This window comes from Sodalis sp. RH24 (assembly GCF_047324145.1).
Taxonomy (GTDB): Bacteria; Pseudomonadota; Gammaproteobacteria; order Enterobacterales; family Enterobacteriaceae; genus Acerihabitans.
The window spans coordinates 2,618,197-2,639,300 of sequence record NZ_CP178729.1; the positions used below are offsets into that span (position 1 = coordinate 2,618,197).

Sequence of the window (21,104 nt, forward strand, 5' to 3'; positions counted from 1 at the left end):
TTGTCACAATCTCCGACTGGAGCGGGTGTGAATACTAACTAAAGCCGTTAAGTCGTGCAAGGGCAAATTGCGGCTAACGCGCTGATTGCGGAAAAAAACGTCATCCGCGCAGCGGGAAGCGCGCTTGCCCGCGCGCCATGCCGCTTAATCCGCCGCTTTTACCGCATCGGCAATAAGATGCGCCAAGCGGTTAACCTGTTCCGCGTCCTCCCCCTCCACCATAACCCGGATCAGGGGTTCGGTACCGGATTTACGCAGCAGCACCCGGCCCCGCCCCGCCAGGGCTATCTCGACGTCCGCCTGCGCCTGTTTTACCGCCGCCGATTCCAGCGGATCGCCGATGCCGGCAAAGCGCACATTCACCAGGATTTGCGGCAGCAGACGCATGCCGCTGCACAGATCGTGCAGGGTCATATGATTGCCCACCATGGCGGAGAGAACCTGCAATCCGGCGATAATGCCGTCGCCGGTGGTGGTCTTATCCAGCAGGATCACGTGGCCGGAATTTTCCGCGCCGATGCGCCAGCCCTTCTCCTGCATTTTCTCCAGCACGTAACGGTCGCCTACCTTGGCGCGCACAAACGGGATACCCAACTGCCTAAGCGCCAGTTCCAGCCCCATATTGCTCATCAGCGTACCCACCACGCCGCCGCTGAGCTGGCCCTGGCGCAGTTTTTCCCGGGCGATGATATAGAGGATCTGATCCCCGTCCACCTTGTTGCCCAGGTGGTCGATCATAATCACCCGATCGCCGTCGCCGTCATAAGCAATGCCAAGATCGGCCTTGTCTTCCAGCACGCGCCGCTGCAACAGGCGCACGTCGGTGGCGCCGCACTCCTGGTTGATATTCATGCCGTCCGGCTGGCAGCCTATGGCCACCACCTGCGCCCCCAGTTCGCGCAGCACGCTGGGGGCGATGTGGTAAGTGGCGCCGTTGGCGCAATCCACCACGATTTTTAATCCCTTCAGGCTGCTGTTGCTGGGAAACGTGCCTTTGCAGAACTCGATATAGCGGCCCGCCGCGTCGACAATGCGGCTTGCCTTGCCCAGCTCGGCGCTTTCCACACAGGTCAGGTTTTTTTCCAGCTCGGCTTCGATGGCCTCCTCCACCGCATCCGGCAGCTTGGTGCCGTCGATGGAGAAAAATTTGATGCCATTGTCGTAATAGGGATTATGGGAGGCGGAAATGACAATGCCCGCTTCCGCCCGGAAGGTACGGGTCAGGTAGGCAATGGCCGGGGTGGGCATCGGCCCGGTAAAGGCGGCGGACAATCCCGCCGCGGCCAGTCCCGCCTCCAGCGCCGACTCCAGCATATATCCCGAAATGCGCGTGTCCTTGCCGATAATGATTTTACGCGAACCATGTCGCGCCAGTACCTTGCCCGCCGCCCATCCCAGCTTCAGCACAAAATCAGGGGTAATGGGGCTTTCGCCGACCTTGCCGCGAATACCGTCGGTGCCAAAGTATTTATGGTTACTCATACAAATAGTGATTCCTTCGCTAAAAGAGTCGCGGTGACGATTTGCATCGCCTCGACGGTTGCCTTGACATCGTGGACGCGAATTATCTGCGCGCCCTGCATGGCGGCAATCACCGCGCAGGCCACGCTGCCGATAACGCGTTGTTCCGCGGGCGCCTGGGTAAGTTGGCCTATCATGGATTTGCGCGACATCCCCACCAGGAGCGGCAGGCCGAAATGATGGTAATCCCCCACCCGGGCCAGAAGGCGGTAATTATGCGCCAAATCCTTGCCGAAACCGAAACCCGGATCGAGCAATAGCTTGTTTTTCGGGATTCCCGCCGCCACGCAGTCGGCGATACGCCCGGCGAAAAAGCGATCTACCTCCGCCAGGACATCGTCATAATGCGGCGCCTGCTGCATGGATCGCGGTTCACCCTGCATGTGCATCAGGCAAACCGGCAGTCCGCTGTCGCGGGCCGCCTCCAGGGCGCCAGGATCGCGCAGGGCGCGGATATCGTTTATCAAATGGGCGCCCGCCGCCGCGCTCTCGCGCATCACCAGCGCGCGCGAGGTATCCACCGAGATTGCCACATCCAGCCGCTGCGCCAGCGCGCTGACGACCGGCAGCACGCGGTCAGCCTCTTCCTGGTCGCTTACCGGGGCGGCGCCGGGCCGGGTGGATTCCCCGCCGATATCAATCAGCGTCGCGCCGGCCGCAACCATGGCCTGCGCATGGGCCAGCGCCGCGTCAAGCCGGCGATACTTGCCGCCGTCGGAAAAGGAGTCCGGCGTGACGTTCAGGATCCCCATCACCTGCGGGGAACCCAGATCGAGTACGCGCTGGCCAAGCTGAAGTTGCATACGATTTTCTCCTTTGAGCAATACGTGGTGCGAATCGGCGTCCTTGCGTCATCGTCGTTAAAAACGTAATGGGAAGAGGCCGGAATACGGCCGCGGGCATATCTTAGCATTGCGATGCGCATTAGGACACCGGCAGGAGCACAACGCGACCAGGGACGCGCGCCGGCCGGCCAGGCATAAAAAAGCCCCGGCTGCTGAGCCGGGGCTGTTGGAGGAGAGTACGGGCACCACGCTTTGTTTAGGCGCTTAGTTGTTGCCGAACTGCTCCGACATGGTGTTGCCGGTCGGGGTGTTGGGTTCATCCACCGGCGTCGGCGCCTTAGGCGTGCCGCCGTTGTCGGAGGAGTGATTGCTCGGCGAATCATCCCAGCCCGCGGGCGGACGCACTGCTTTACGGCCCATTAAATCGTCGATTTGCGGGGCGTCGATGGTTTCATATTTCATCAGGGCATCCTTCATCGAATGCAGGATATCCATATTTTCCATCAGCAGAGTGCGCGCCCGGGCATAGTTGCGTTCAATCAGGGATTTCACCTCCTGGTCGATAATACGCGCCGTCTCATCGGACATATGCTTGGCCTTAGCCACCGAGCGGCCCAGGAACACTTCGCCTTCTTCCTCGGCGTAAAGCAGCGGCCCCAGCTTTTCGGAAAAGCCCCACTGGGTCACCATATTGCGCGCAATGGACGTTGCCACCTTGATATCGTTGGACGCGCCGGTGGAAACCTTCTGCACGCCGTAAATGATTTCCTCGGCAAGACGGCCGCCGTACAGCGTGGAGATCTGGCTTTCCAGCTTCTGGCGGCTGGCGCTGATGGCGTCGCCTTCCGGCAGGAAGAACGTCACGCCCAGCGCGCGGCCGCGCGGAATAATCGTCACCTTATGCACCGGATCATGCTCGGGCACCAGGCGACCGATAATGGCGTGGCCCGCCTCGTGGTAGGCGGTGGATTCCTTTTGCGCTTCGGTCATCACCATGGAGCGGCGTTCGGCGCCCATCATGATTTTATCCTTGGCCTTTTCAAATTCCACCATCGAGACCACGCGTTTGCTGCCGCGGGCGGCAAACAACGCGGCCTCATTGACCAGGTTGGCCAAATCGGCGCCCGAGAAACCGGGGGTGCCGCGGGCAATAACCGACGGGTCCATATCAGTGGACAACGGTACCCGGCGCATATGGACTTTCAGGATCTGCTCACGGCCGCGCACATCCGGCAGGCCGACGACCACCTGGCGGTCAAAACGGCCGGGACGCAGCAACGCCGGGTCCAGCACGTCGGGACGGTTGGTCGCCGCGATAACGATGATGCCTTCATTGCCTTCGAAGCCATCCATTTCCACCAGCATTTGGTTCAGGGTCTGTTCGCGTTCGTCATGACCGCCGCCCAGGCCCGCGCCGCGCTGGCGCCCCACCGCATCGATTTCATCGATAAAGATGATGCATGGCGCGGCTTTCTTTGCCTGTTCAAACATGTCGCGCACACGCGACGCGCCGACGCCGACAAACATTTCCACGAAATCCGAGCCGGAAATGGTGAAGAACGGGACTTTGGCTTCACCGGCAATGGCCTTGGCCAGCAGGGTTTTACCGGTCCCGGGCGGCCCGACCATCAGCACGCCTTTAGGGATTTTCCCGCCCAGCTTCTGAAAGCGGCTCGGTTCACGCAGGTAATCGACCAGTTCGCTGACTTCTTCTTTTGCTTCGTCGCAGCCCGCAACGTCGGCAAAGGTGGTTTTGATCTGATCTTCAGTCAGCATCCGGGCCTTGCTCTTGCCGAAGGACATCGCCCCCTTGCCGCCGCCGCCCTGCATTTGACGCATAAAAAAGATCCAGACGCCTATCAGCAACAGCATCGGGAACCAGGAAATAAAGATCGAGGCCAGCAGGCTTGGTTCTTCCGGCGGCTCACCGACGACTTTAACGTTCCGGGTCAGCAGGATATCCAACAACTTGGGATCATTGACCGGGATAAACGTGGTATAGCGGTTACTGTCTTTCTTGGTAACGTTAATTTCACGTCCGTTAATACGCGCTTCCCGAATCTGATCCTGATTTAATTCAGACATAAAGGTAGAGTAATCCACCTTACGGCTATTGGACTCGCTGGGCCCGAAGCTCTGAAATACAGACATCAGCACTACTGCGATGACCAACCAGAGAATCAGGTTTTTCGCCATGTCACTCAAGGGATTAACCTCATATTACAACGGTGTTAACAATTAGCGTAGGGTACTATAATTTGCGCCCTGTCGCCACAATGTACACTTCCCGCGATCGTGCGCGCGAAGCGTCTGGCTTACGAATCTTTACCTTCGTAAATAGGGAGCGAATTTCCCGCAGGTATTCATCAAAACCTTCTCCCTGAAAGACTTTAACCAGAAAACTGCCGCCAGGTGCCAGTACATCCCGGCACATCTCCAAGGCCAATTCGACTAAATACATGGCCTTGGGAATATCAACGGCCGGCGTGCCACTCATATTAGGGGCCATATCGCTCATGACCACCTGTACTTTGCTTTCGCCTACCCTATCAAGCAAGGCCTGCAGCACCAGCGGGTCGCGAAAGTCGCCTTGCAGGAAATCGACGCCCACGATGGGATCCATGGGTAGAATATCACAGGCGATGATACGCCCTTTCTTGCCAATTTGCGTGGCGACATACTGCGACCAGCCGCCGGGCGCGGCGCCGAGATCCACGACAGCCATATCCGGTTTGAACAGTTTGTCGCCCTGCTGTATTTCTTCAAGTTTAAACCAGGCACGCGAACGCAGTCCTTTTTTTTGTGCCTCGAGAACATATTTATCGCTAAAGTGTTCCTGTAGCCATCGACTGGAGCTTCCAGAACGCTTTTTGGTGGTCATCGTGTTTTCCAACTATCCTGAAAGAGTGCATTTGTGATGGGATGCGGGCACTCGTGCGCCAGATACAATCACGACCGATTTGGTGATAACCATGAGATGGCGGTAGAATGTACCGTTTTCAATCCCAACGTAAGCAAAAAAGACAAATGAATCTTAATAATAAGCAAAAACAGCACCTGAAAAGCCTGGCTCATCCGCTAAAACCGGTCGTCATGCTGGGCAATAACGGCCTGACCGAAGGCGTGCTGGCAGAAATTGAACAGGCTCTTGAACATCATGAGCTTATCAAAGTGAAAATTGCCGCGGAAGAACGCGAGACCAAAACGCTTATCGCGGATGCCATCGTGCGTGAAACCGGCGCCGTTAACGTGCAGGCCATCGGCGGCGTCCTGGTTTTGTACCGGCCGGGTAAAGACCATAAAATCACTTTACCGCGCTGAATACACCTTTTCTGCTGAAAAGGTGCCATGTTCCCCGATAGAGGAAAAGGCCGCTTACGGCCTTTTTCCTTTCTTTACAAATCATCTCATTCCGCTTTTTCAGCGTATTAAAGATATTCTATCTTCAAAATCTCATATTCCACATCGCCGCCGGGTGTCCGGATCAGGGCGATATCGCCGACTTCCTTGCCGACCAGACCCCGCGCCATGGGGGAATTGATGGAAATAAGATTTTGTTTAAAATCGGCCTCGTCGTCGCCAACGATGCGATAGGTCTGCTCGTCTTCGTTTTCCAGGTTCTGGATAGTGACCGTAGCGCCAAAAATCACCCGGCCGCCGGCCGACATCTTGGTGACATCGATAATCTGCGCGTTGGACAGCTTCGCTTCGATTTCCTGGATACGGCCTTCGCAGAACCCTTGCTGATCGCGCGCGGCATGGTATTCCGCGTTTTCCTTCAGATCGCCGTGCGCGCGAGCCTCGGCGATGGCCTTGATAATTTCCGGGCGGCGGACGCTTTTCAAAAACTCGAGCTCTTCCCGCAGCTTATCGGCACCACGCAAAGTCATCGGAATTGGTGTCATGGCAATACCTCTAAATGAATACATCCTGCTAAAATAGTCGCCGTCCTGACGGTACTGAATGTTGTCACGGCGTAGCCGTTTGCGCTACCACCTAAGCGAAAAGCAAAAAAAACCGCACCTGGCGCAACGAGCCTGGTCAGTCTTGGTTTGCATTTTGATACGTATTTTAACCCAGAGTTCCCGATGGGTCATCGTTTACTTTAACCCTGTTTGCACCGTAGTATGGCACCACGTTACTTTGCCGTTGCACAATATTATGCGTTTTGTAGGAATACTCACAGGATTGACCGGCGTTATTATGCTGTCCGCGCACGGCGCGCCGGTGGAAAATTATACGGAACTGTTACCCGACGGCGCCAACCTGGCATTGATTGCACAAAAAATCGGCGCCCCCACGCCGGCCATTGATTATCACAGCCAGCAGATGGCCCTGCCGGCCAGTACCCAGAAAGTGATCACCGCGCTGGCGGCATTGTTGCAACTGGGACCGGCCTATCGTTTCAGCACCACCCTGGAAAGCGACGGCACGGTCGGCAACGGCGTGCTGCGCGGCAACCTGATCGCCCGTTTTAGCGGCGATCCGACCCTGGGGCGCCAGCAGTTGCGCAATATGGTCGCCGAACTACGCAAGCAGGGCATCCGCCAGGTTTCGGGCAATCTGCTCATCGACACCTCCGCCTTCGCCAGCCACGACAAAGCCCCGGGATGGCCGTGGAATGACTTGACCCAATGCTTCAGCGCGCCGCCGGGCGCGGCCATCGTCGATCGCAACTGCTTCTCCGTTTCGCTCTACAGCGCGCCCAAGGCCGGCGATAATGCGTTTATCCGCGTGGCCTCGTATTACCCGGTGCAGATGTACAGCCAGGTACGCACCCTGGCGAAAGGGTCCCCCGAGGCACAATATTGCGAGCTGGACGTGGTGCCGGGCGAGCTGAACCGCTTTACCCTGACCGGCTGCCTGCCCCAGCGCGCCGAACCCCTGCCGCTGGCGTTTGCCATCCAGGATGGCGCAAGCTATGCGGGAGCCATCCTGAAAAGCGAGCTGAAAGAGGCGGGTATCGAGGTGGGGGGCACCCTGCTGCGTCAAACCGTTCCCGGCGCGCCGGGCAAGATACTGGCGCAGACGTATTCCGCGCCCCTGCATGATTTGCTACGGGTGATGCTGAAGAAATCCGATAACATGATTGCCGATACGGTATTTCGCACCATCGGCCGCGAGCGTTTCAAGGTGCCCGGCACCTGGCGCGCCGGTTCGGACGCGGTACGGCAAATCCTGCGCCAGCAGGCCGGCATCGATCTGGGCAATACCATTATCGTCGACGGTTCCGGCTTATCGCGCCACGATCTGATTTCACCGGCCACCATGATGCAGGTGCTGCAATATATCGGCCAGCATGACCAAACCCTGGATTTCATCTCCATGCTGCCGCTGGCGGGATATGACGGCACGCTGATGTATCGCGCCGGGCTGCACGAGGCGGGCGTGGACGGTAAAGTCTCGGCCAAAACCGGCTCGTTGCAGGGGGTTTATAACCTGGCGGGCTTTATCACCACCGTCAGCGGCCAGCGCATGGCTTTTGTGCAGTATCTCTCGGGATACGCGGTGCCGCCCGAGGATCAAAAGGCCAGGCGCATTCCCCTGGTACGTTTCGAAAGCCGGTTATATAAAGATATCTATCAAAACAACTGATTGGCGCCCCCCTCGTCCATAAAAAAACGCCCCCCCGCAAACAGCGGTAGGGGCGTTGTAGCGGCGGTGAGGCCGCCCGGGCGCGTATTAATGCAACCCGTGCAGGATCGCGGCAAATCCAGAACCGTCAGCGGTGATAGATAAATTCCACGCCTTCTTCATCATCTTCGTCCCAATCGTCATCGTCCAGATCGTCCTCTTCAGCGACGATCTCGGTTTTTTCCAGCTGTTCGCGGTGATAGTCATCCCACATAAACTCAACCTTGACCGGGGCGGCGGCCTCTTCAGCCGGCAGATCGTGGGGATGGCTGTTAATGAAGGCCATCACGTCCCAGCACAGCGCTTTAACGCCCTGCTGGCTGGCGGCGGAAATAATATAAAACTGTTCCTGCCAGCCGAGCGCCGCGGCTATGGCCTTGGCCCGGCGATCCGCTTCTTCGGGGTCGAGCAGGTCGATCTTATTAAATACCAGCCAGCGCGGCTTGGCGGCCAGCTTTTCACTGTAGCGCTCAAGCTCCTTGACGATGATCCGGGCGTTTTCGATGGGATCCGATTCATCGATGGGGGCGAGATCGATCAGGTGCAGCAGCACCCGGCAGCGCTCAAGGTGTTTCAGGAAACGAATGCCCAGGCCGGCGCCTTCGGACGCGCCTTCAATCAGGCCGGGGATATCGGCGACCACAAAGCTCTGCTCATTATCCATGCGCACCACGCCAAGGCTCGGCACCAGGGTGGTGAAGGGATAGTCGGCCACCTTGGGTTTGGCGGCGGACACCGCGCGGATAAATGTTGATTTGCCGGCATTGGGCAGCCCGAGCATGCCGACATCGGCCAGCAGCAGCAGTTCGAGCTGCAGTTCGCGGTTTTCGCCCTTGGTGCCGTCGGTTTTCTGGCGCGGGGCGCGGTTAATGGAAGATTTAAAGCGCGCGTTGCCCAAGCCGTGGAAACCGCCTTTCGCCACCATGACGCGTTGCTCATGGCGGGTCATGTCGGCCATGGTTTCACCGGTGCCCTGGTCGAGGATACGGGTGCCCACCGGGACTTTGATGGTAATGTCCTTGCCGCGTTTGCCGGTGCAGTCCCGGCTTTGGCCGTTTTGACCGCGTTCAGCGCGGAAGGATTTTTCGAAGCGATAATCGATCAGGGTGTTCAGGTTCCGGTCCGCCAGCAGATAGACATCGCCGCCGTCCCCGCCGTCGCCGCCGTCAGGACCGCCGTTAGGAATATATTTTTCCCGCCGGAAACTGACGCAACCGTTGCCGCCGTCGCCCGCGACCACCACGATGGCGGCCTCATCTACAAACTTCATGGAAACTCTCCGTAATTCATTTGCCGGGCGGCTTAATGGGCAGCACCGGTCCTGTTTTGGCCCGCACGGGCAGGAGCCGATGGCCCGCCGCAGAAAACATCGCACCCGCCACCACGACAAACGCGCCCAGATAACCGACAATATTCAGCGCCGGAGCAGCGAAATAATCCGGCCAGGCCAGTGACAGCAAATCCGAAAAAAGTAAGGTGAACAGGGGCGTCAGCGTGACGATAGCGCTGACCTGCGCCGCCTGCCAGCGCGCCATGGCTTCCGCCAGCGCGCCGTAACCAACCAATGTATTGGCACCGCAAAATACCAGGCAGGCAACCTGCCACAAGCTTAGGTGCATCACCGCCGCGGGCTTGGCCACGACGGATAAGGCTATTGTACACAAAACATACAGTAAAAACAGGATCTGTTGCGAGGCCAGCCGGCGCAGCAGAACCTTTTGCGCCACGCCGTAACAGACCCAGACCGTCGCCGCGCAAACCCCCAGGATCACCCCCAGGGTGTAGTCGGTCAGCCGGGTAAAGATCTCCAGCAGGCTGGTATTAAAAAACATCACCAGGCCGCTTATCAGCATCAACGCCCCGATAATCTGGGTGCCGCGCATGCGTTCCTTAAGGATCAGCACGCTGGCGAACATCATGCCCACCGGCGAAAGCTGGCCGATGACCTGCGACGCGGTCGGGCTAAGGTATTGCAGCGACGAACTGAAGAAAATAAAGTTGCCCAGCAAGCCCGCGGTGGCGATAACCAGCATCATCAGCCAGCGCCAGCGCAAAAACAGCGTTAATGACGGCAGTTGGCGACGCGGCGCCAGGATGACGGCCAGACCGATACCCGCCATGATGAAACGGTACCAGACCACGGTATACGGCTCCATGTCGGTGAGCACCTGTTTCATGGCGATGGGCAACGCCCCCCAGCACATTGCGGTGGTGAGCGCCAGCATGATGCCCACCCCTGCCTGCTGTCCCGCCTGCTGATTTGTCTTCATGAGTGTTTAACGCGAAACGTGGCCGGAAAGAAAAGTAAAAAGCCCCGCAAGAATTGCGGGGCTTTGCTCTGTTATCGGGACGTGTTGCCTGGGCCGGGCTATCGGAGCCGCGGCCAGCAAAAAACGGAAAATTTATTCAGCTGCTACGATGCTGACAAACTTGCGGTTTTTCGGTCCTTTAACTTCGAACTGGATTTTACCAGTAGCCAAAGCAAACAGAGTGTGGTCTTTACCGCAACCAACGTTGGTGCCGGGGTGGAATTTAGTTCCACGCTGGCGAACGATGATGCTGCCTGCTAAAACAGCTTCGCCGCCGAAGCGTTTGACGCCCAGGCGTTTACTTTCTGAGTCGCGACCGTTACGAGTCGAGCCGCCAGCCTTTTTGTGTGCCATGAGTGTGCTCCCCTGTTAGGCGCCGATACCGGTAATTTTCACGTCAGTGAACCACTGACGATGGCCTTGTTGCTTACGATAGTGCTTACGGCGACGAAATTTAACAATCGTCACTTTATCGCCACGACCATGGGCAACTACTTCAGCTTGAATCTTTCCGCCATTGACGAAAGGAACGCCGATCTGAATGTCATCACCGTTGGCAATCATCATCACCTGGTCGAATTCAACGGTTTCACCCGTTGCGATGTCCAGCTTTTCAAGGCGAACAGTCTGACCTTCGCTGACCCGGTGTTGTTTACCACCACTTTGGAAAACCGCGTACATAAAAAACTCCGCTTTCCGCGCACTCAACTTAGATTCGTCCACAGTGCGCTATAAATATTCACAATAGGGCGCGAATTCTACGCAAAAAAGCGCCCTATGACAAGTGCAGAATACATACAGGAGACGAAAAAAGCGCAGTTTCTTCACCGGCATTTATCTCTGGCATTTTTCAAGTACAATCAGTAACACAGTTTCTACCATCTGGCCCCATGAGCAGCGTTACTATCTAACGGTTAAAATAAAGCCTAAAGACAATAATGAACCTTGATCAAATTACAGAACTTACCGCACATGATATGGCGGACGTCAACGCGATTATCCTCGAGCAGTTGAACTCCGAAGTCGCGCTTATCAATCAGCTTGGCCACTACATCATCAGCGGCGGGGGCAAGCGCATCCGCCCGATGATAGCCGTGCTGGCGGCCAGGGCCTTGCATTACGACGGCAAAAAGCATGTGACCGTGGCGGCGCTGATTGAATTTATCCATACCGCCACCTTATTGCATGACGACGTGGTTGACGAATCCGATATGCGCCGGGGCAAGGCCACGGCCAACGCGGCGTTCGGCAATGCCGCCAGCGTCCTGGTGGGGGATTTTATCTACACGCGCGCCTTCCAGATGATGACCGGCCTGGAATCGCTGCGGGTCCTGGCGCTGATGTCGGAGGCGGTTAACGTCATTGCCGAAGGCGAAGTATTACAGTTAATGAACTGCAACGATCCCGATATCAGCATCGAGAGCTACATGCGGGTGATTTACAGCAAGACGGCCCGCCTGTTCGAGGCGGCGGCGCAATCTTCCGCCATTTTGGCCGGCGCCACCCCCGAGCAGGAAAACGCCCTGCGGGATTACGGCCGTTACCTGGGCACCGCCTTCCAGCTAATCGATGATCTGCTGGATTACGGCGCCGACGGCAAGACCCTGGGCAAAAACACCGGCGACGACCTGAATGAAGGCAAGCCCACCCTGCCGCTGCTGCATGCCATGCGCCACGGGGACGCGCGGCAGGCGGCGATGATCCGCGAGGCCATTATCCAGGGCAACGGCCGCCACCTGCTCGACGCGGTACTGGAAACCATGCATCAGTGCGGTTCCCTCGAGTACACCCGGCAGCGTGCGGAAGCGGAAGCGGATAACGCCATCACCTGCCTCGCCTGCCTGGAGCCGACCCCTTTTCGCCAGGCGCTGGAAAGCCTGGCGCACCTGGCGGTGCAACGGCAATTTTAGGAAACCGGCGGCCGATAGCGGGAAACCCGCCGGCAAATCCGTTCCCGGTGATTATCAGCGCTTGGGCGTCATGCCCAGGCGCGTCAGAAACCCCGTAATCCCCTCGCGCAACACCAGGCTGATGACCTCATCCCGTTCCTCCGGTTGAAATTGCTGATATATAGCCATCCAGGCCCCGAGAGGGTCTTTTTCCGGCGCCTTGCGCGCGGGATTGATCAGGTATTCGGCAACGGGCGTTTCCTGCATTTGCCGGCTGGTGAGCTCTTGTTGCACTTCGGCTGGTAAACTCTCAATGGCGAATTCCAAGCCTTTTCCCTGCACGCCCACGACCGGGCGGCGGATCCAGTTTTCCCGCCGTGCCCGCGCGGTAATGCCTTGCCGGGTACCCGGAAGCTTGGCTACACCAATGAGTTCACAGGTCTTAAACCAGGCTTTTTTCATATCTTTTGCATTCCAAAAAGGGACGTCCATAGCAAAATTTGACATCATTGAGAAAATGGTGGAAAAACTTTAGGAAAAAATGTGCTATAAATTTTCCGGTGGCATAGTGAAATCAACTACGGGTTACTTACTTATGCTAATTAGTGCATTTACCTACCCTCAGTGAGCAGCAAGGGATTGAATATGTGTGAAAGGATAAAAGATTGGCACTCCGCCGATATCATTGCAGCGTTACGTAAACGCGGCACCACGCTTGCGGCCGTCTCTCGGGATGCAGGCTTGAGTTCGTCAACCCTGGCGAACGCCATGACCCGCCCATGGCCGAAAGGCGAATGGCTTATAGGGAATGCCTTGGGCATACACCCACTGGAAATCTGGCCCAGCCGTTACATTGATCCAAAGACGAATCAGTTGGTTGACAGAAAAAGCCTGATACGCTCCCGCTGACAGTAAACCAGGCCGGAATACGCCCCCGGGCGCGCCGGTCTTACCCTCCTACTCCCGATCGAGTCCCGCCAGGGATTCATCGGGATAATCCAGGCGTTTTAACAGGTTTAAAACGCCCTCCCTTAAAATAAACGACACCACGAAGTCGCGTTCCGCGCAGGAGAGCTGTCGGTGAATTTCCAGCCAGGTGGAAGAAGGTTCCTGCTGCGAGACCTTATATTCAGCAGTACCGGAACGGAGCGACAGCGTTTTTTTTACCGTGTCGGGCAGGCTTTGCCATGCATATTCCACAGCCTTGCCGCGTGCCCCTTCGCGTCGCCTTTTATGCCAGCCTTCTTCGCGCGCCCGCCGGTTCAGCCCTTGGCGCGTTTTAGGCAACCCACCGACGCCTATCAGTTCATGCGTGGCTATCCATTCCTTTTTTAGTGCCATCGTTTCCCTCCTTGTCTGGTAATAACTCTCGTTATCTCCATTCCGCAATACCTGTAAAACCCTTTTAACGCAGCGGTCTTACCCAGGCACGGTTCCGTTATAGGTTCGCTTTTGCAGTTTAGCCATTACGGCTTGCCGTTACGTCAATTACAACACAAAAAAAGCAGTAAGCGCTACAACGGATGTAAAAATGAGATCGTGGTTGGTTTTTATCCCATAAACTGAAAATAAACACTATTTATCAATAGAATAATTAAGTAAGGCAATTAACCTAGCGGCAGGTAAAACGCGTTTTTAATTGCAGAAATCGCCGATAAGACATGCTGGTAAATGATGAAAAACATGTCCACATAAGCTGGGGTAAAATACGTTTAACCTGATGAAGAAGGGACCAAATGAAGGGAAAAGGGTCGGAGGCCGGCAGATGACCGGCGCGTCCCACCGCCGGCACGTGCGATGGCGATCGCTAACAGCCGCGGCCCAGGGTTCCGGGTCGCGGCGTACAGGCTACTGATTAATGAATTTTTCGCCCAGTTCGATATCTTTCTTCAGCACATCCTTCATCTGTTCCAGCGCCTGCTGTTCGAACGCGCTCAAGGTACCGATGGATTGACGTTCTTCCAGCCCTTGTCTGCCCAACAACAGCGGTTGGGCAAAGAAACGGGTAAATTCGCCGTCCCCTTCAACGTACGCGCATTCCACCACGCCGGCTTCACCCTGCATGGCGCGCACCAACGACAAGCCGAACCGCGCCGCCGCCTGGCCCATTGATAACGTGGCCGAACCGCCGCCGGCTTTCGCTTCCACGACCTCGGTGCCGGCATTCTGGATACGGCGGGTGAGATCGGCGATTTCCTGCTCGCTGAAGCTCACGCCTTTCACCTGTGACAATAAAGGCAGGATAGTGACGCCGGAATGGCCGCCAATCACACGCACTTCCACGTCCTCGGGCCGCAAGCCTTTCAGCTCGGCGACAAAAGTATTGGAACGGATGATATCCAGGGTAGTGACGCCGAAAAGCTTGCGTTTGTCATACACCCCGGCTTTCTTCAGCGCTTCAGCGGCAATCGCCACGGTGGTATTGACGGGATTGGTGATAATGCCGATTAACGCCGTGGGACAGGCTTTCGCCACCTGGTTGATCAGGTTGCGTACAATGCCCGCATTGACGTTAAACAGATCGGCGCGATCCATGCCGGGCTTACGCGCCACGCCGGCGGAAATAAGAACGATGTCCGCCCCTGCCAAGGCGGGGGTTGCGTCCTCGCCGCTAAAGCCCTTAATCTTGACCGCGGTGGGAATATGGCTGAGATCGACCGCCACGCCGGGCGTTACGGGGGCGATGTCATAAAGAGAGAGTTCTGAACCTGGAGGGAGCTGGGTTTTGAGCAACAGGGCAAGGGCCTGGCCTATGCCACCCGCTGCGCCGAGAACTGCGACTTTCATTCTAATCTCCTTATTATTATAGGAAAAATTAAATGCCGTCAAATCATCTGGTTATGATCATAGAGACATAAACGGGTAAAAACAAATCAGCGATCGCAAATTTGAGAATTGACGCATTAACTTCCCTTTTTTATCCCTATTAGCCGCCCGAATTCCCATGCCGGATGACCTCACCGGATAATGCCTGTCGCCGCCGTTCAATACCCGTGGTTAGCGTCCACACTACACCGACAGCAATGGTTAAAACAACATCAAATTAATAACATTCTCTTTACTTTTAACGGCCATGAAATATGGGAGCCCGGTCATGGTCGGTTTGAATAGATATTGCTAAGCTGATTGTTTTGCCGACTTAATTTGGCCATCCTGGCGGTGGCTGCGCATTGTTATTGCATAAAAATGCAAATTTATGCATAATTCGTCGTACAATACTGGCTACTGGTTTGGGAAAATATGCGCAACCACTTTAAACAAGAAGAACTGGTGAAAGCTTTTAAGGCCTTGCTTAAGGAAGAGAAATTCAGCTCCCAAGGTGAAATCGTTTTTGCATTGCAAGAACAGGGATTTGAAAATATTAACCAGTCCAAGGTATCAAGGATGCTGACTAAATTCGGCGCGGTAAGGACCCGCAACGCGAAGATGGAAATGGTCTATTGCCTGCCGGCGGAACTGGGCGTGCCCACCACCAGCAGTCCGCTGAAAAACCTGGTGCTGGATGTCGATCACAACGACGCGGTTATCGTTATCCATACCAGTCCCGGCGCCGCCCAGCTTATCGCGCGGCTGCTGGATTCCCTGGGTAAATCCGAAGGCATCCTGGGCACCATAGCCGGGGACGATACGATCTTTACCACCCCCGCCAAGGGTTTTAGCGTAAAGCAGCTTTACGAAGCCATCCTTATTCTGTTTGAACAGGAACTCTAAGCCGACGATCGGGCGCTTTATAACGCCAGCGCCTAACATTCGTGCTTTTCATCTCTTTTATGCCGCTGCAAAAGCGTCATCACGCCACAAATGATGCTGCCTTTGTGGCCCTAAGCCCCGCTAATATTCTCTCTAGGGTTTCACCGCGGCGGTTTCCACCGCCGGAAGCCGGCCAGACAGCACGTTTGGCTAAAAACCGCTATCTGATTGAAATTACAATTATTTAACATTAATTGTATATTATTCAACCACTTTTAATAGCTTTTTCTTATATCATGCGAAAGTACAGAAATAAAGTTTCATAATAAATTATGAGCAAACTACTAATACCTGCCGTTACTAGTGTATACTTTGTTTCGTGATGAACATCACGTTTTACATCCTGTTGTCAGCAATAAAGAACAGCATGAAGAACGTCAGTCAAAAGAATAGTAGAGGTATAAAACATGAAAATTAAAACCGCAGTATCACTGATGACCGTAATGTCAGCCTTATCTTTCGGCGCCTTCGCCGCAGAATCAATCTCGCAGGATCAGGCCAGCGGCTTGCATTCGTTCGGCACCGTAAGCGTAGGCGGGATCGCGGGTGCGCCTTCCGACATCCATCAGGCGCTGAATCAAGCTGCTCAAGCCAAAGGCGCAACGGCATACCACATCACGGAAGCCCGTGAAAATGATACCTGGCACGCCACGGCCGAGTTGTATAAATAAGCGCATGGATGGAGGGCACCGGCAGCGACTTGCCGCCGCGCCCTGGGCTGAATTGCTGAAAGCCGGCGGGTTCGTCAAGGCTTGAAACAATAATCAATAACGCAGTGCAGAAAGAGTTTACTCCAGAAGTCAAAGCGGTTATGCCGTCGTCGCCCTCAGTTATTCCTGTGTCCAGTAATAACCCAAGACGCGGACAGCCGATTCCCTCTCGTCGTCCTATCCGGCGAACCTTTTCCCCCGCTTGCGGGGGTTTTTTTTGGCTTGCGCACGGCGCCTACACCGCCAGGCCGGCTTTCAGGTTTAACTGCGCCAGCAGTTTTTCATGAATGCCGCCGAAGCCGCCGTTGCTCATCACCAGAATGTAATCGCCCGGTTGCGACGTCTTGACAATCATTTCCACCAGCGTATCGACATCGGCGCTCCAATGCGCCGGCTGTACGCACGCCTCCGCCACCTCGCTCACCTGCCAGGGAATATGCTGGGGCTGGAATAAAAATACCTCGTCGGCGCGGCCCAGCGAAGGCGCCAGCTCATTTTTATTCAAGCCCATTTTCATGGTGTTGGAGCGCGGTTCCAGCACCGCCAGAATACGCGCGGTACCGCCAACTTTACTGCGCAACGCGGCTAGGGTCGCCAGGATTGCCGTGGGATGGTGAGCGAAATCATCATAGAGTTTCACGCCGTTGGCAGTCCCTTTAAGCTCAAGACGACGGCGGGCATTGATAAAGGATCCCAACGCCCGGCAGGCATCGGCCGGCTGCACCCCCACGTGACGGGCGGCGGCAATCGCCATCAGGCCATTATGCATATTGTGCTCGCCCACCAGATCCCACTGCACGTCGCCCATCAGCTCGCCTTGCAGGAAGACCTGGAACCGGCTGGCGTCCGCCGCGCTTTTTTTCGCCCGCCAGCTGCCTTCCTCACCGACATATTCCTGCTCGCTCCAGCAGCCCATCGCCATCACCTGCTTCAGATGCGGGTCGTTATCGGGCAGGATGATTTTCCCTTTGCCGGGCACCAGCCTGACCAGATGGTGGAACTGTTTTTGGATGGCTTTCAGATCGTCAAAAATATCCGCATGATCGAACTCAAGGTTATTAAGAATCAGGGTGCGCGGGCAATAATGGACAAATTTGGAACGCTTATCAAAAAACGCACAATCGTATTCATCCGCTTCCACCACGAAAAACGCGCCGTCGCCTAAACGTGCGGAAACGGTAAAATTCCCCGGCACGCCGCCTATCACGAACCCCGGCTGATAGCCGCACTCCTCCAGGATCCAGGTTACCATGCCGGCGGTGGTGGTTTTGCCATGGGTGCCGGCCACCGCTATCACCCAACGCTGCTGCAGCACGCGATCGTGCAGCCACTGCGGGCCGGACATGTAAGGAATACCCCGCTCCAGTACCGCTTCCACACAGGGATTGCCGCGGCTCATCGCATTACCGATAATGACCAGTTCCGGCTCGGGCGTCAGCTGCGCCGGATCGTAACCTTTGATCAGCACAATGCCCTGATCCTGCAGCAGCGTGCTCATCGGGGGATAGACGTTATCATCGGACCCGGTCACTTCATGCCCCAACGCGCGCGCCAGCATCGCCAGCCCACCCATAAATGTGCCGCAGATCCCGAGAATGTGTATGCGCATAATTTTTCCATTTTTTAACACGAACTGCGGCTCATTCTACCGCTGCGGCCGACTGATATAAACGGATTTGATGATGTACTCGCATTCGTTTAAGCTAAACTGCATTACATACGTAAGCGGCAAATCGATGAGTGTTAGCTCTGTCAGGTTAACCGGACTGTTACTCGGTCAGTGAAATCGGTCAGTGAAATTGGTCAGTGAAAATCGATTGTACCGCTTTTCATCCTTAGCAACATGGTCATTCTTTGGATCCAGGGAAAGTGATATGAAAACGTTAGGCGAATTTATCGTAGAGAAACAGCACGAATTTCCACATGCCACCGGTGAACTTACCGCGTTACTCTCCGCGATAAAATTAGGGGCGAAGATCATTCACCGCGATATTAATACAGCGGGTTTGGTGGATATCCTCGGCACCAGCGGCGTATCCAATATCCAGGGCGAAGTGCAGATGAAACTCGACCTGTTTGCCAATGAAAAATTAAAAGCGGCGCTGAAGGCGCGCGGACAGGTAGCGGGCATTGCTTCCGAAGAAGAAGACGAAATCGTTATTTTTGACGGCGAGCGCTCCACCAGCGGCAAATATGTCGTGCTGATGGACCCGCTGGACGGCTCATCCAATATCGATGTCAACGTCTCGGTAGGCACGATATTTTCCATCTACCGCCGGGTCACGCCGGTGGGCACGCCGGTGACGCTCGAGGATTTCCTCCAGCCCGGCAGCAAGCAGGTCGCAGCGGGTTACGTGGTATACGGCTCGTCCACCATGCTGGTTTATACCACCGGCTGCGGGGTCCACGCTTTTACCTACGATCCTTCCATCGGCGTATTTTGCCTCTCCCACGAAAGCGTACGCTTCCCGGCCACCGGCAATATGTATTCCATTAACGAAGGCAACTACATCAAGTTCCCCAACGGCGTTAAAAAATACATCAAATACTGCCAGGAGATGGACGAGGCCACTCACCGCCCCTACACTTCCCGCTACATCGGCTCGCTGGTATCCGACTTCCACCGCAATTTGCTCAAGGGCGGCATCTACCTTTATCCCAGCACCGCCACGCATCCCCAGGGCAAACTGCGCCTGCTGTATGAATGCAACCCGGTCGCGTTCCTGGCCGAACAGGCCGGCGGCAAGGCCAGCGACGGCAAAAACCGCATCCTGGATATCGTGCCGCAACAGCTCCACCAGCGTTCGCCGTTCTTTGTCGGCACCGAATCCATGGTCAACGACGCTGAGCGCTTTATGCGCGATTTCCCCGACGAATAATAACCACGCCTCGCGGCACGGCAGGCCCGCTAACGCCGAACTCAACGCAGACGTGTCAAAGGGAGACCGTGCCGATGGGGTCGAATCGGGCGTGGTGTTCCCGCCCGACCGAAGCCCCATGGCATGGTATGCCCGCCAACACTCATCTCAAAGCAGACGTGTTCAAGGGAGACCGTGCCAATGGGGTCGAATCGGGCGTGGTGTTCCCGCCCGACCGAGGCCCCATGGCATGGTATGCCCGCCAACACTTATCTCAAAGCAGACGTGTTCAAGGGAGACCGTGCCGATGGGGTCGAATCGGGCGTGGTGTTCCCGCCCGACCGAGGCCCCATGGCGCGGTAGGCCCGCCAACACCCATCTCAAAGCAAACGTGTTAAAGGGAGACCGTGCCAATGGGGTCGAATCGGGCGTGGTGTTCCCGCCCGACCGAGGCCCCATGGCGCGGTAGGCCCGCCAACACTCATCTCAAAGCAGACGTGTTCAAGGGAGAGCGTGCCAATGGGGTCGAATCGGGCGTGCTTTTCCCGCCCGACCGAGCGCCCCATGGCGCGCTAGGCCCGCCAACACTCATCTCAAAGCAGACGTGTTCAAGGGAGAGCGCGCCCATTAGGGCTGCTGCGTATACAGCACGCCGTAACAGAGATAGACGAACCTTTTCGCCTGCATTTGCCTGCATTTAAATGGAAAGCGGCCAGCTTTGGCTGGGATTTCGCTGGCGCTTGCGGGGGGCTTATGTTGCCGCAGTGCGGGTTTCGCTTGCCGTGCGTTCGGTGGTTATATGGCGTGCCCGGTGCCGGCAAGCGACAAGGAGGCCGTCAGCGCGCTTTATGCCGGTCCACATGTCGCTGTTCGTACTGCATGTTATGAAGCGATAGCGGCGCTGTTGCTTAGGATAAGGGCAGGCGTCGGCATAGGATTAACTAATATGGGATGCAACGAGTAGGGAATACAGTTGGCGCAGCGAAAAACCGGTTATTCAGACATGCCCTTACCCGTTATCGTTATGCAGTCGAACAGTAAAACATTCATCATTCAGCGTTAAATTTTAGCAGTAAAAAATACGCTTTCAGCCATCAACCACTAAAAAAATGAATACTGGTAGTTTTCCCGGTAAGCGCATACCGCTAAGAACCCCAAAACGCCGATTTGCTCACAGGCGATGGTGTTGACGTGATGCCGGCATAGAGTGCGCCGGCGGCGCGCATCGCGGCTGGATGAGCCGCCGGGAGCGGCGAAAGCCCGGATTGCGCTGGGAGCGCATATCGGGCGGTCCAAAAAGCCGGGATGCAGCGCTGCCGGGAACCGCGCAGCGGCGCACGATCTGCCGGCCGCTCGGAGGTCAAGGAGGCCGTCGCGGTACGGCCTCTTTGTCGCTTGCCGGCACCCGGCACTGCATATAACCACCGAACGCACGGCAAGCGAAACCTGCACCGCGGCATCATAAACCTTACCACAACGACATAACCCTCACCGCGGCATCATAAACCTTACCGCAACGACATAACCCTCACCGCGGCATCATAAACCTTACCGCAACGACATAACCCTCGCCGCAAGCTACCCCCCCCCCCGCCGTGGCGACATCCATATTCACGGGTGCCCAACATGATGGCCGGACCATATCAGC

Annotated in this window: 20 protein-coding genes; 7 read left to right on the top strand and 13 right to left on the bottom strand. The window is 56.2% G+C overall.

Annotated elements, in window-relative coordinates; all coding sequences use genetic code 11:
- Nucleotides 1-144: 144 nt before the first annotated feature.
- From glmM to rlmE, 4 genes are all read right to left on the bottom strand, one after another.
- Nucleotides 145-1,482, bottom strand: a complete 1,338-nt coding sequence (gene glmM, locus ACL2XG_RS12000; protein WP_410016516.1) for a phosphoglucosamine mutase — start codon at nucleotides 1,480-1,482, stop codon at nucleotides 145-147.
- On the bottom strand, nucleotides 1,479-2,324 hold the full coding sequence (gene folP, locus ACL2XG_RS12005) for a dihydropteroate synthase (protein WP_413722092.1): 846 nt from the start codon (nucleotides 2,322-2,324) through the stop codon (nucleotides 1,479-1,481). Before folP ends, glmM begins: the two co-directional genes overlap by 4 nt.
- 246 nt (nucleotides 2,325-2,570) lie before the next feature.
- Nucleotides 2,571-4,502, bottom strand: coding sequence for an ATP-dependent zinc metalloprotease FtsH (ftsH, locus tag ACL2XG_RS12010; protein WP_410016518.1), 1,932 nt, complete (start codon nucleotides 4,500-4,502; stop codon nucleotides 2,571-2,573).
- 55 nt (nucleotides 4,503-4,557) lie between these two features.
- Nucleotides 4,558-5,187 carry a 23S rRNA (uridine(2552)-2'-O)-methyltransferase RlmE gene (gene rlmE, locus ACL2XG_RS12015; protein WP_413722091.1) on the bottom strand — a complete coding sequence of 210 codons (630 nt, stop codon included), beginning with the start codon at nucleotides 5,185-5,187 and terminating at the stop codon, nucleotides 4,558-4,560.
- Between the two features lie 146 nt (nucleotides 5,188-5,333).
- Between rlmE and yhbY the strand changes: the two genes are divergently transcribed.
- Nucleotides 5,334-5,627: a ribosome assembly RNA-binding protein YhbY gene (yhbY, locus tag ACL2XG_RS12020; RefSeq protein WP_162364080.1), complete on the top strand. Its 294-nt coding sequence runs from the start codon at nucleotides 5,334-5,336 to the stop codon at nucleotides 5,625-5,627.
- Between the two features lie 107 nt (nucleotides 5,628-5,734).
- Here the strand turns inward: yhbY and greA are convergent, their stop codons facing one another.
- Nucleotides 5,735-6,211 (bottom strand): transcription elongation factor GreA, encoded by a 477-nt coding sequence (gene greA, locus ACL2XG_RS12025; RefSeq protein WP_413722090.1) that lies wholly within the window; start codon nucleotides 6,209-6,211, stop codon nucleotides 5,735-5,737.
- Between the two features lie 256 nt (nucleotides 6,212-6,467).
- Between greA and dacB the strand changes: the two genes are divergently transcribed.
- The gene (gene dacB / locus ACL2XG_RS12030) at nucleotides 6,468-7,901 is read left to right on the top strand and encodes a serine-type D-Ala-D-Ala carboxypeptidase (protein ID WP_410016520.1); all 1,434 of its coding nucleotides are present in this window, start codon (nucleotides 6,468-6,470) and stop codon (nucleotides 7,899-7,901) included.
- 127 nt (nucleotides 7,902-8,028) lie between these two features.
- Here dacB and cgtA read toward each other — a convergent pair whose 3' ends face one another.
- The 4 genes from cgtA to rplU all read right to left on the bottom strand — a co-directional run bounded on the left by cgtA (nucleotide 8,029) and on the right by rplU (nucleotide 10,930).
- Complete coding sequence (cgtA, locus tag ACL2XG_RS12035; RefSeq protein ID WP_410016521.1) at nucleotides 8,029-9,210, bottom strand: Obg family GTPase CgtA; 1,182 nt, start codon at nucleotides 9,208-9,210, stop codon at nucleotides 8,029-8,031.
- A gap of 16 nt (nucleotides 9,211-9,226) precedes the next feature.
- Nucleotides 9,227-10,210 (bottom strand): DMT family transporter, encoded by a 984-nt coding sequence (locus ACL2XG_RS12040; RefSeq protein WP_410016522.1) that lies wholly within the window; start codon nucleotides 10,208-10,210, stop codon nucleotides 9,227-9,229.
- 132 nt (nucleotides 10,211-10,342) lie between these two features.
- Nucleotides 10,343-10,603 (bottom strand): 50S ribosomal protein L27, encoded by a 261-nt coding sequence (gene rpmA, locus ACL2XG_RS12045; protein ID WP_162364084.1) that lies wholly within the window; start codon nucleotides 10,601-10,603, stop codon nucleotides 10,343-10,345.
- A 15-nt stretch (nucleotides 10,604-10,618) separates the two neighbouring features.
- Entirely contained in the window at nucleotides 10,619-10,930 is a 312-nt protein-coding gene (gene rplU, locus ACL2XG_RS12050; RefSeq protein ID WP_162364085.1) for a 50S ribosomal protein L21, read from the bottom strand.
- Between the two features lie 257 nt (nucleotides 10,931-11,187).
- Between rplU and ispB the strand changes: the two genes are divergently transcribed.
- On the top strand, nucleotides 11,188-12,159 hold the full coding sequence (ispB, locus tag ACL2XG_RS12055; RefSeq protein ID WP_410016523.1) for an octaprenyl diphosphate synthase: 972 nt from the start codon (nucleotides 11,188-11,190) through the stop codon (nucleotides 12,157-12,159).
- 54 nt (nucleotides 12,160-12,213) lie between these two features.
- On the opposite strand, the gene ACL2XG_RS12060 is transcribed toward ispB, so the two are convergent.
- Nucleotides 12,214-12,600, bottom strand: coding sequence for a DNA-binding protein (locus ACL2XG_RS12060; protein WP_410016524.1), 387 nt, complete (start codon nucleotides 12,598-12,600; stop codon nucleotides 12,214-12,216).
- A gap of 183 nt (nucleotides 12,601-12,783) precedes the next feature.
- Between ACL2XG_RS12060 and ACL2XG_RS12065 the strand changes: the two genes are divergently transcribed.
- A complete protein-coding gene (locus tag ACL2XG_RS12065) occupies nucleotides 12,784-13,047 on the top strand; it encodes a helix-turn-helix domain-containing protein (RefSeq protein ID WP_410016525.1) in 264 nt (87 codons plus the stop codon).
- 48 nt (nucleotides 13,048-13,095) lie between these two features.
- On the opposite strand, the gene ACL2XG_RS12070 is transcribed toward ACL2XG_RS12065, so the two are convergent.
- Both ACL2XG_RS12070 and mdh read right to left on the bottom strand, forming a co-directional pair.
- Entirely contained in the window at nucleotides 13,096-13,479 is a 384-nt protein-coding gene (locus ACL2XG_RS12070) for a DNA-binding protein (protein WP_410016526.1), read from the bottom strand.
- Nucleotides 13,480-13,986: 507 nt separating this feature from the next.
- Nucleotides 13,987-14,925: a malate dehydrogenase gene (gene mdh / locus ACL2XG_RS12075; protein WP_413722089.1), complete on the bottom strand. Its 939-nt coding sequence runs from the start codon at nucleotides 14,923-14,925 to the stop codon at nucleotides 13,987-13,989.
- A gap of 453 nt (nucleotides 14,926-15,378) precedes the next feature.
- Between mdh and argR the strand changes: the two genes are divergently transcribed.
- Nucleotides 15,379-15,849: a transcriptional regulator ArgR gene (gene argR, locus ACL2XG_RS12080; protein WP_410016528.1), complete on the top strand. Its 471-nt coding sequence runs from the start codon at nucleotides 15,379-15,381 to the stop codon at nucleotides 15,847-15,849.
- A gap of 446 nt (nucleotides 15,850-16,295) precedes the next feature.
- Entirely contained in the window at nucleotides 16,296-16,559 is a 264-nt protein-coding gene (gene yhcN / locus ACL2XG_RS12085; RefSeq protein WP_413722088.1) for a peroxide/acid stress response protein YhcN, read from the top strand.
- 274 nt (nucleotides 16,560-16,833) lie between these two features.
- Here yhcN and mpl read toward each other — a convergent pair whose 3' ends face one another.
- Complete coding sequence (gene mpl / locus ACL2XG_RS12090; RefSeq protein ID WP_410016530.1) at nucleotides 16,834-18,207, bottom strand: UDP-N-acetylmuramate:L-alanyl-gamma-D-glutamyl-meso-diaminopimelate ligase; 1,374 nt, start codon at nucleotides 18,205-18,207, stop codon at nucleotides 16,834-16,836.
- A gap of 265 nt (nucleotides 18,208-18,472) precedes the next feature.
- Between mpl and fbp the strand changes: the two genes are divergently transcribed.
- The gene (fbp, locus tag ACL2XG_RS12095; RefSeq protein WP_410016531.1) at nucleotides 18,473-19,477 is read left to right on the top strand and encodes a class 1 fructose-bisphosphatase; all 1,005 of its coding nucleotides are present in this window, start codon (nucleotides 18,473-18,475) and stop codon (nucleotides 19,475-19,477) included.
- Nucleotides 19,478-21,104 lie beyond the last annotated feature (1,627 nt).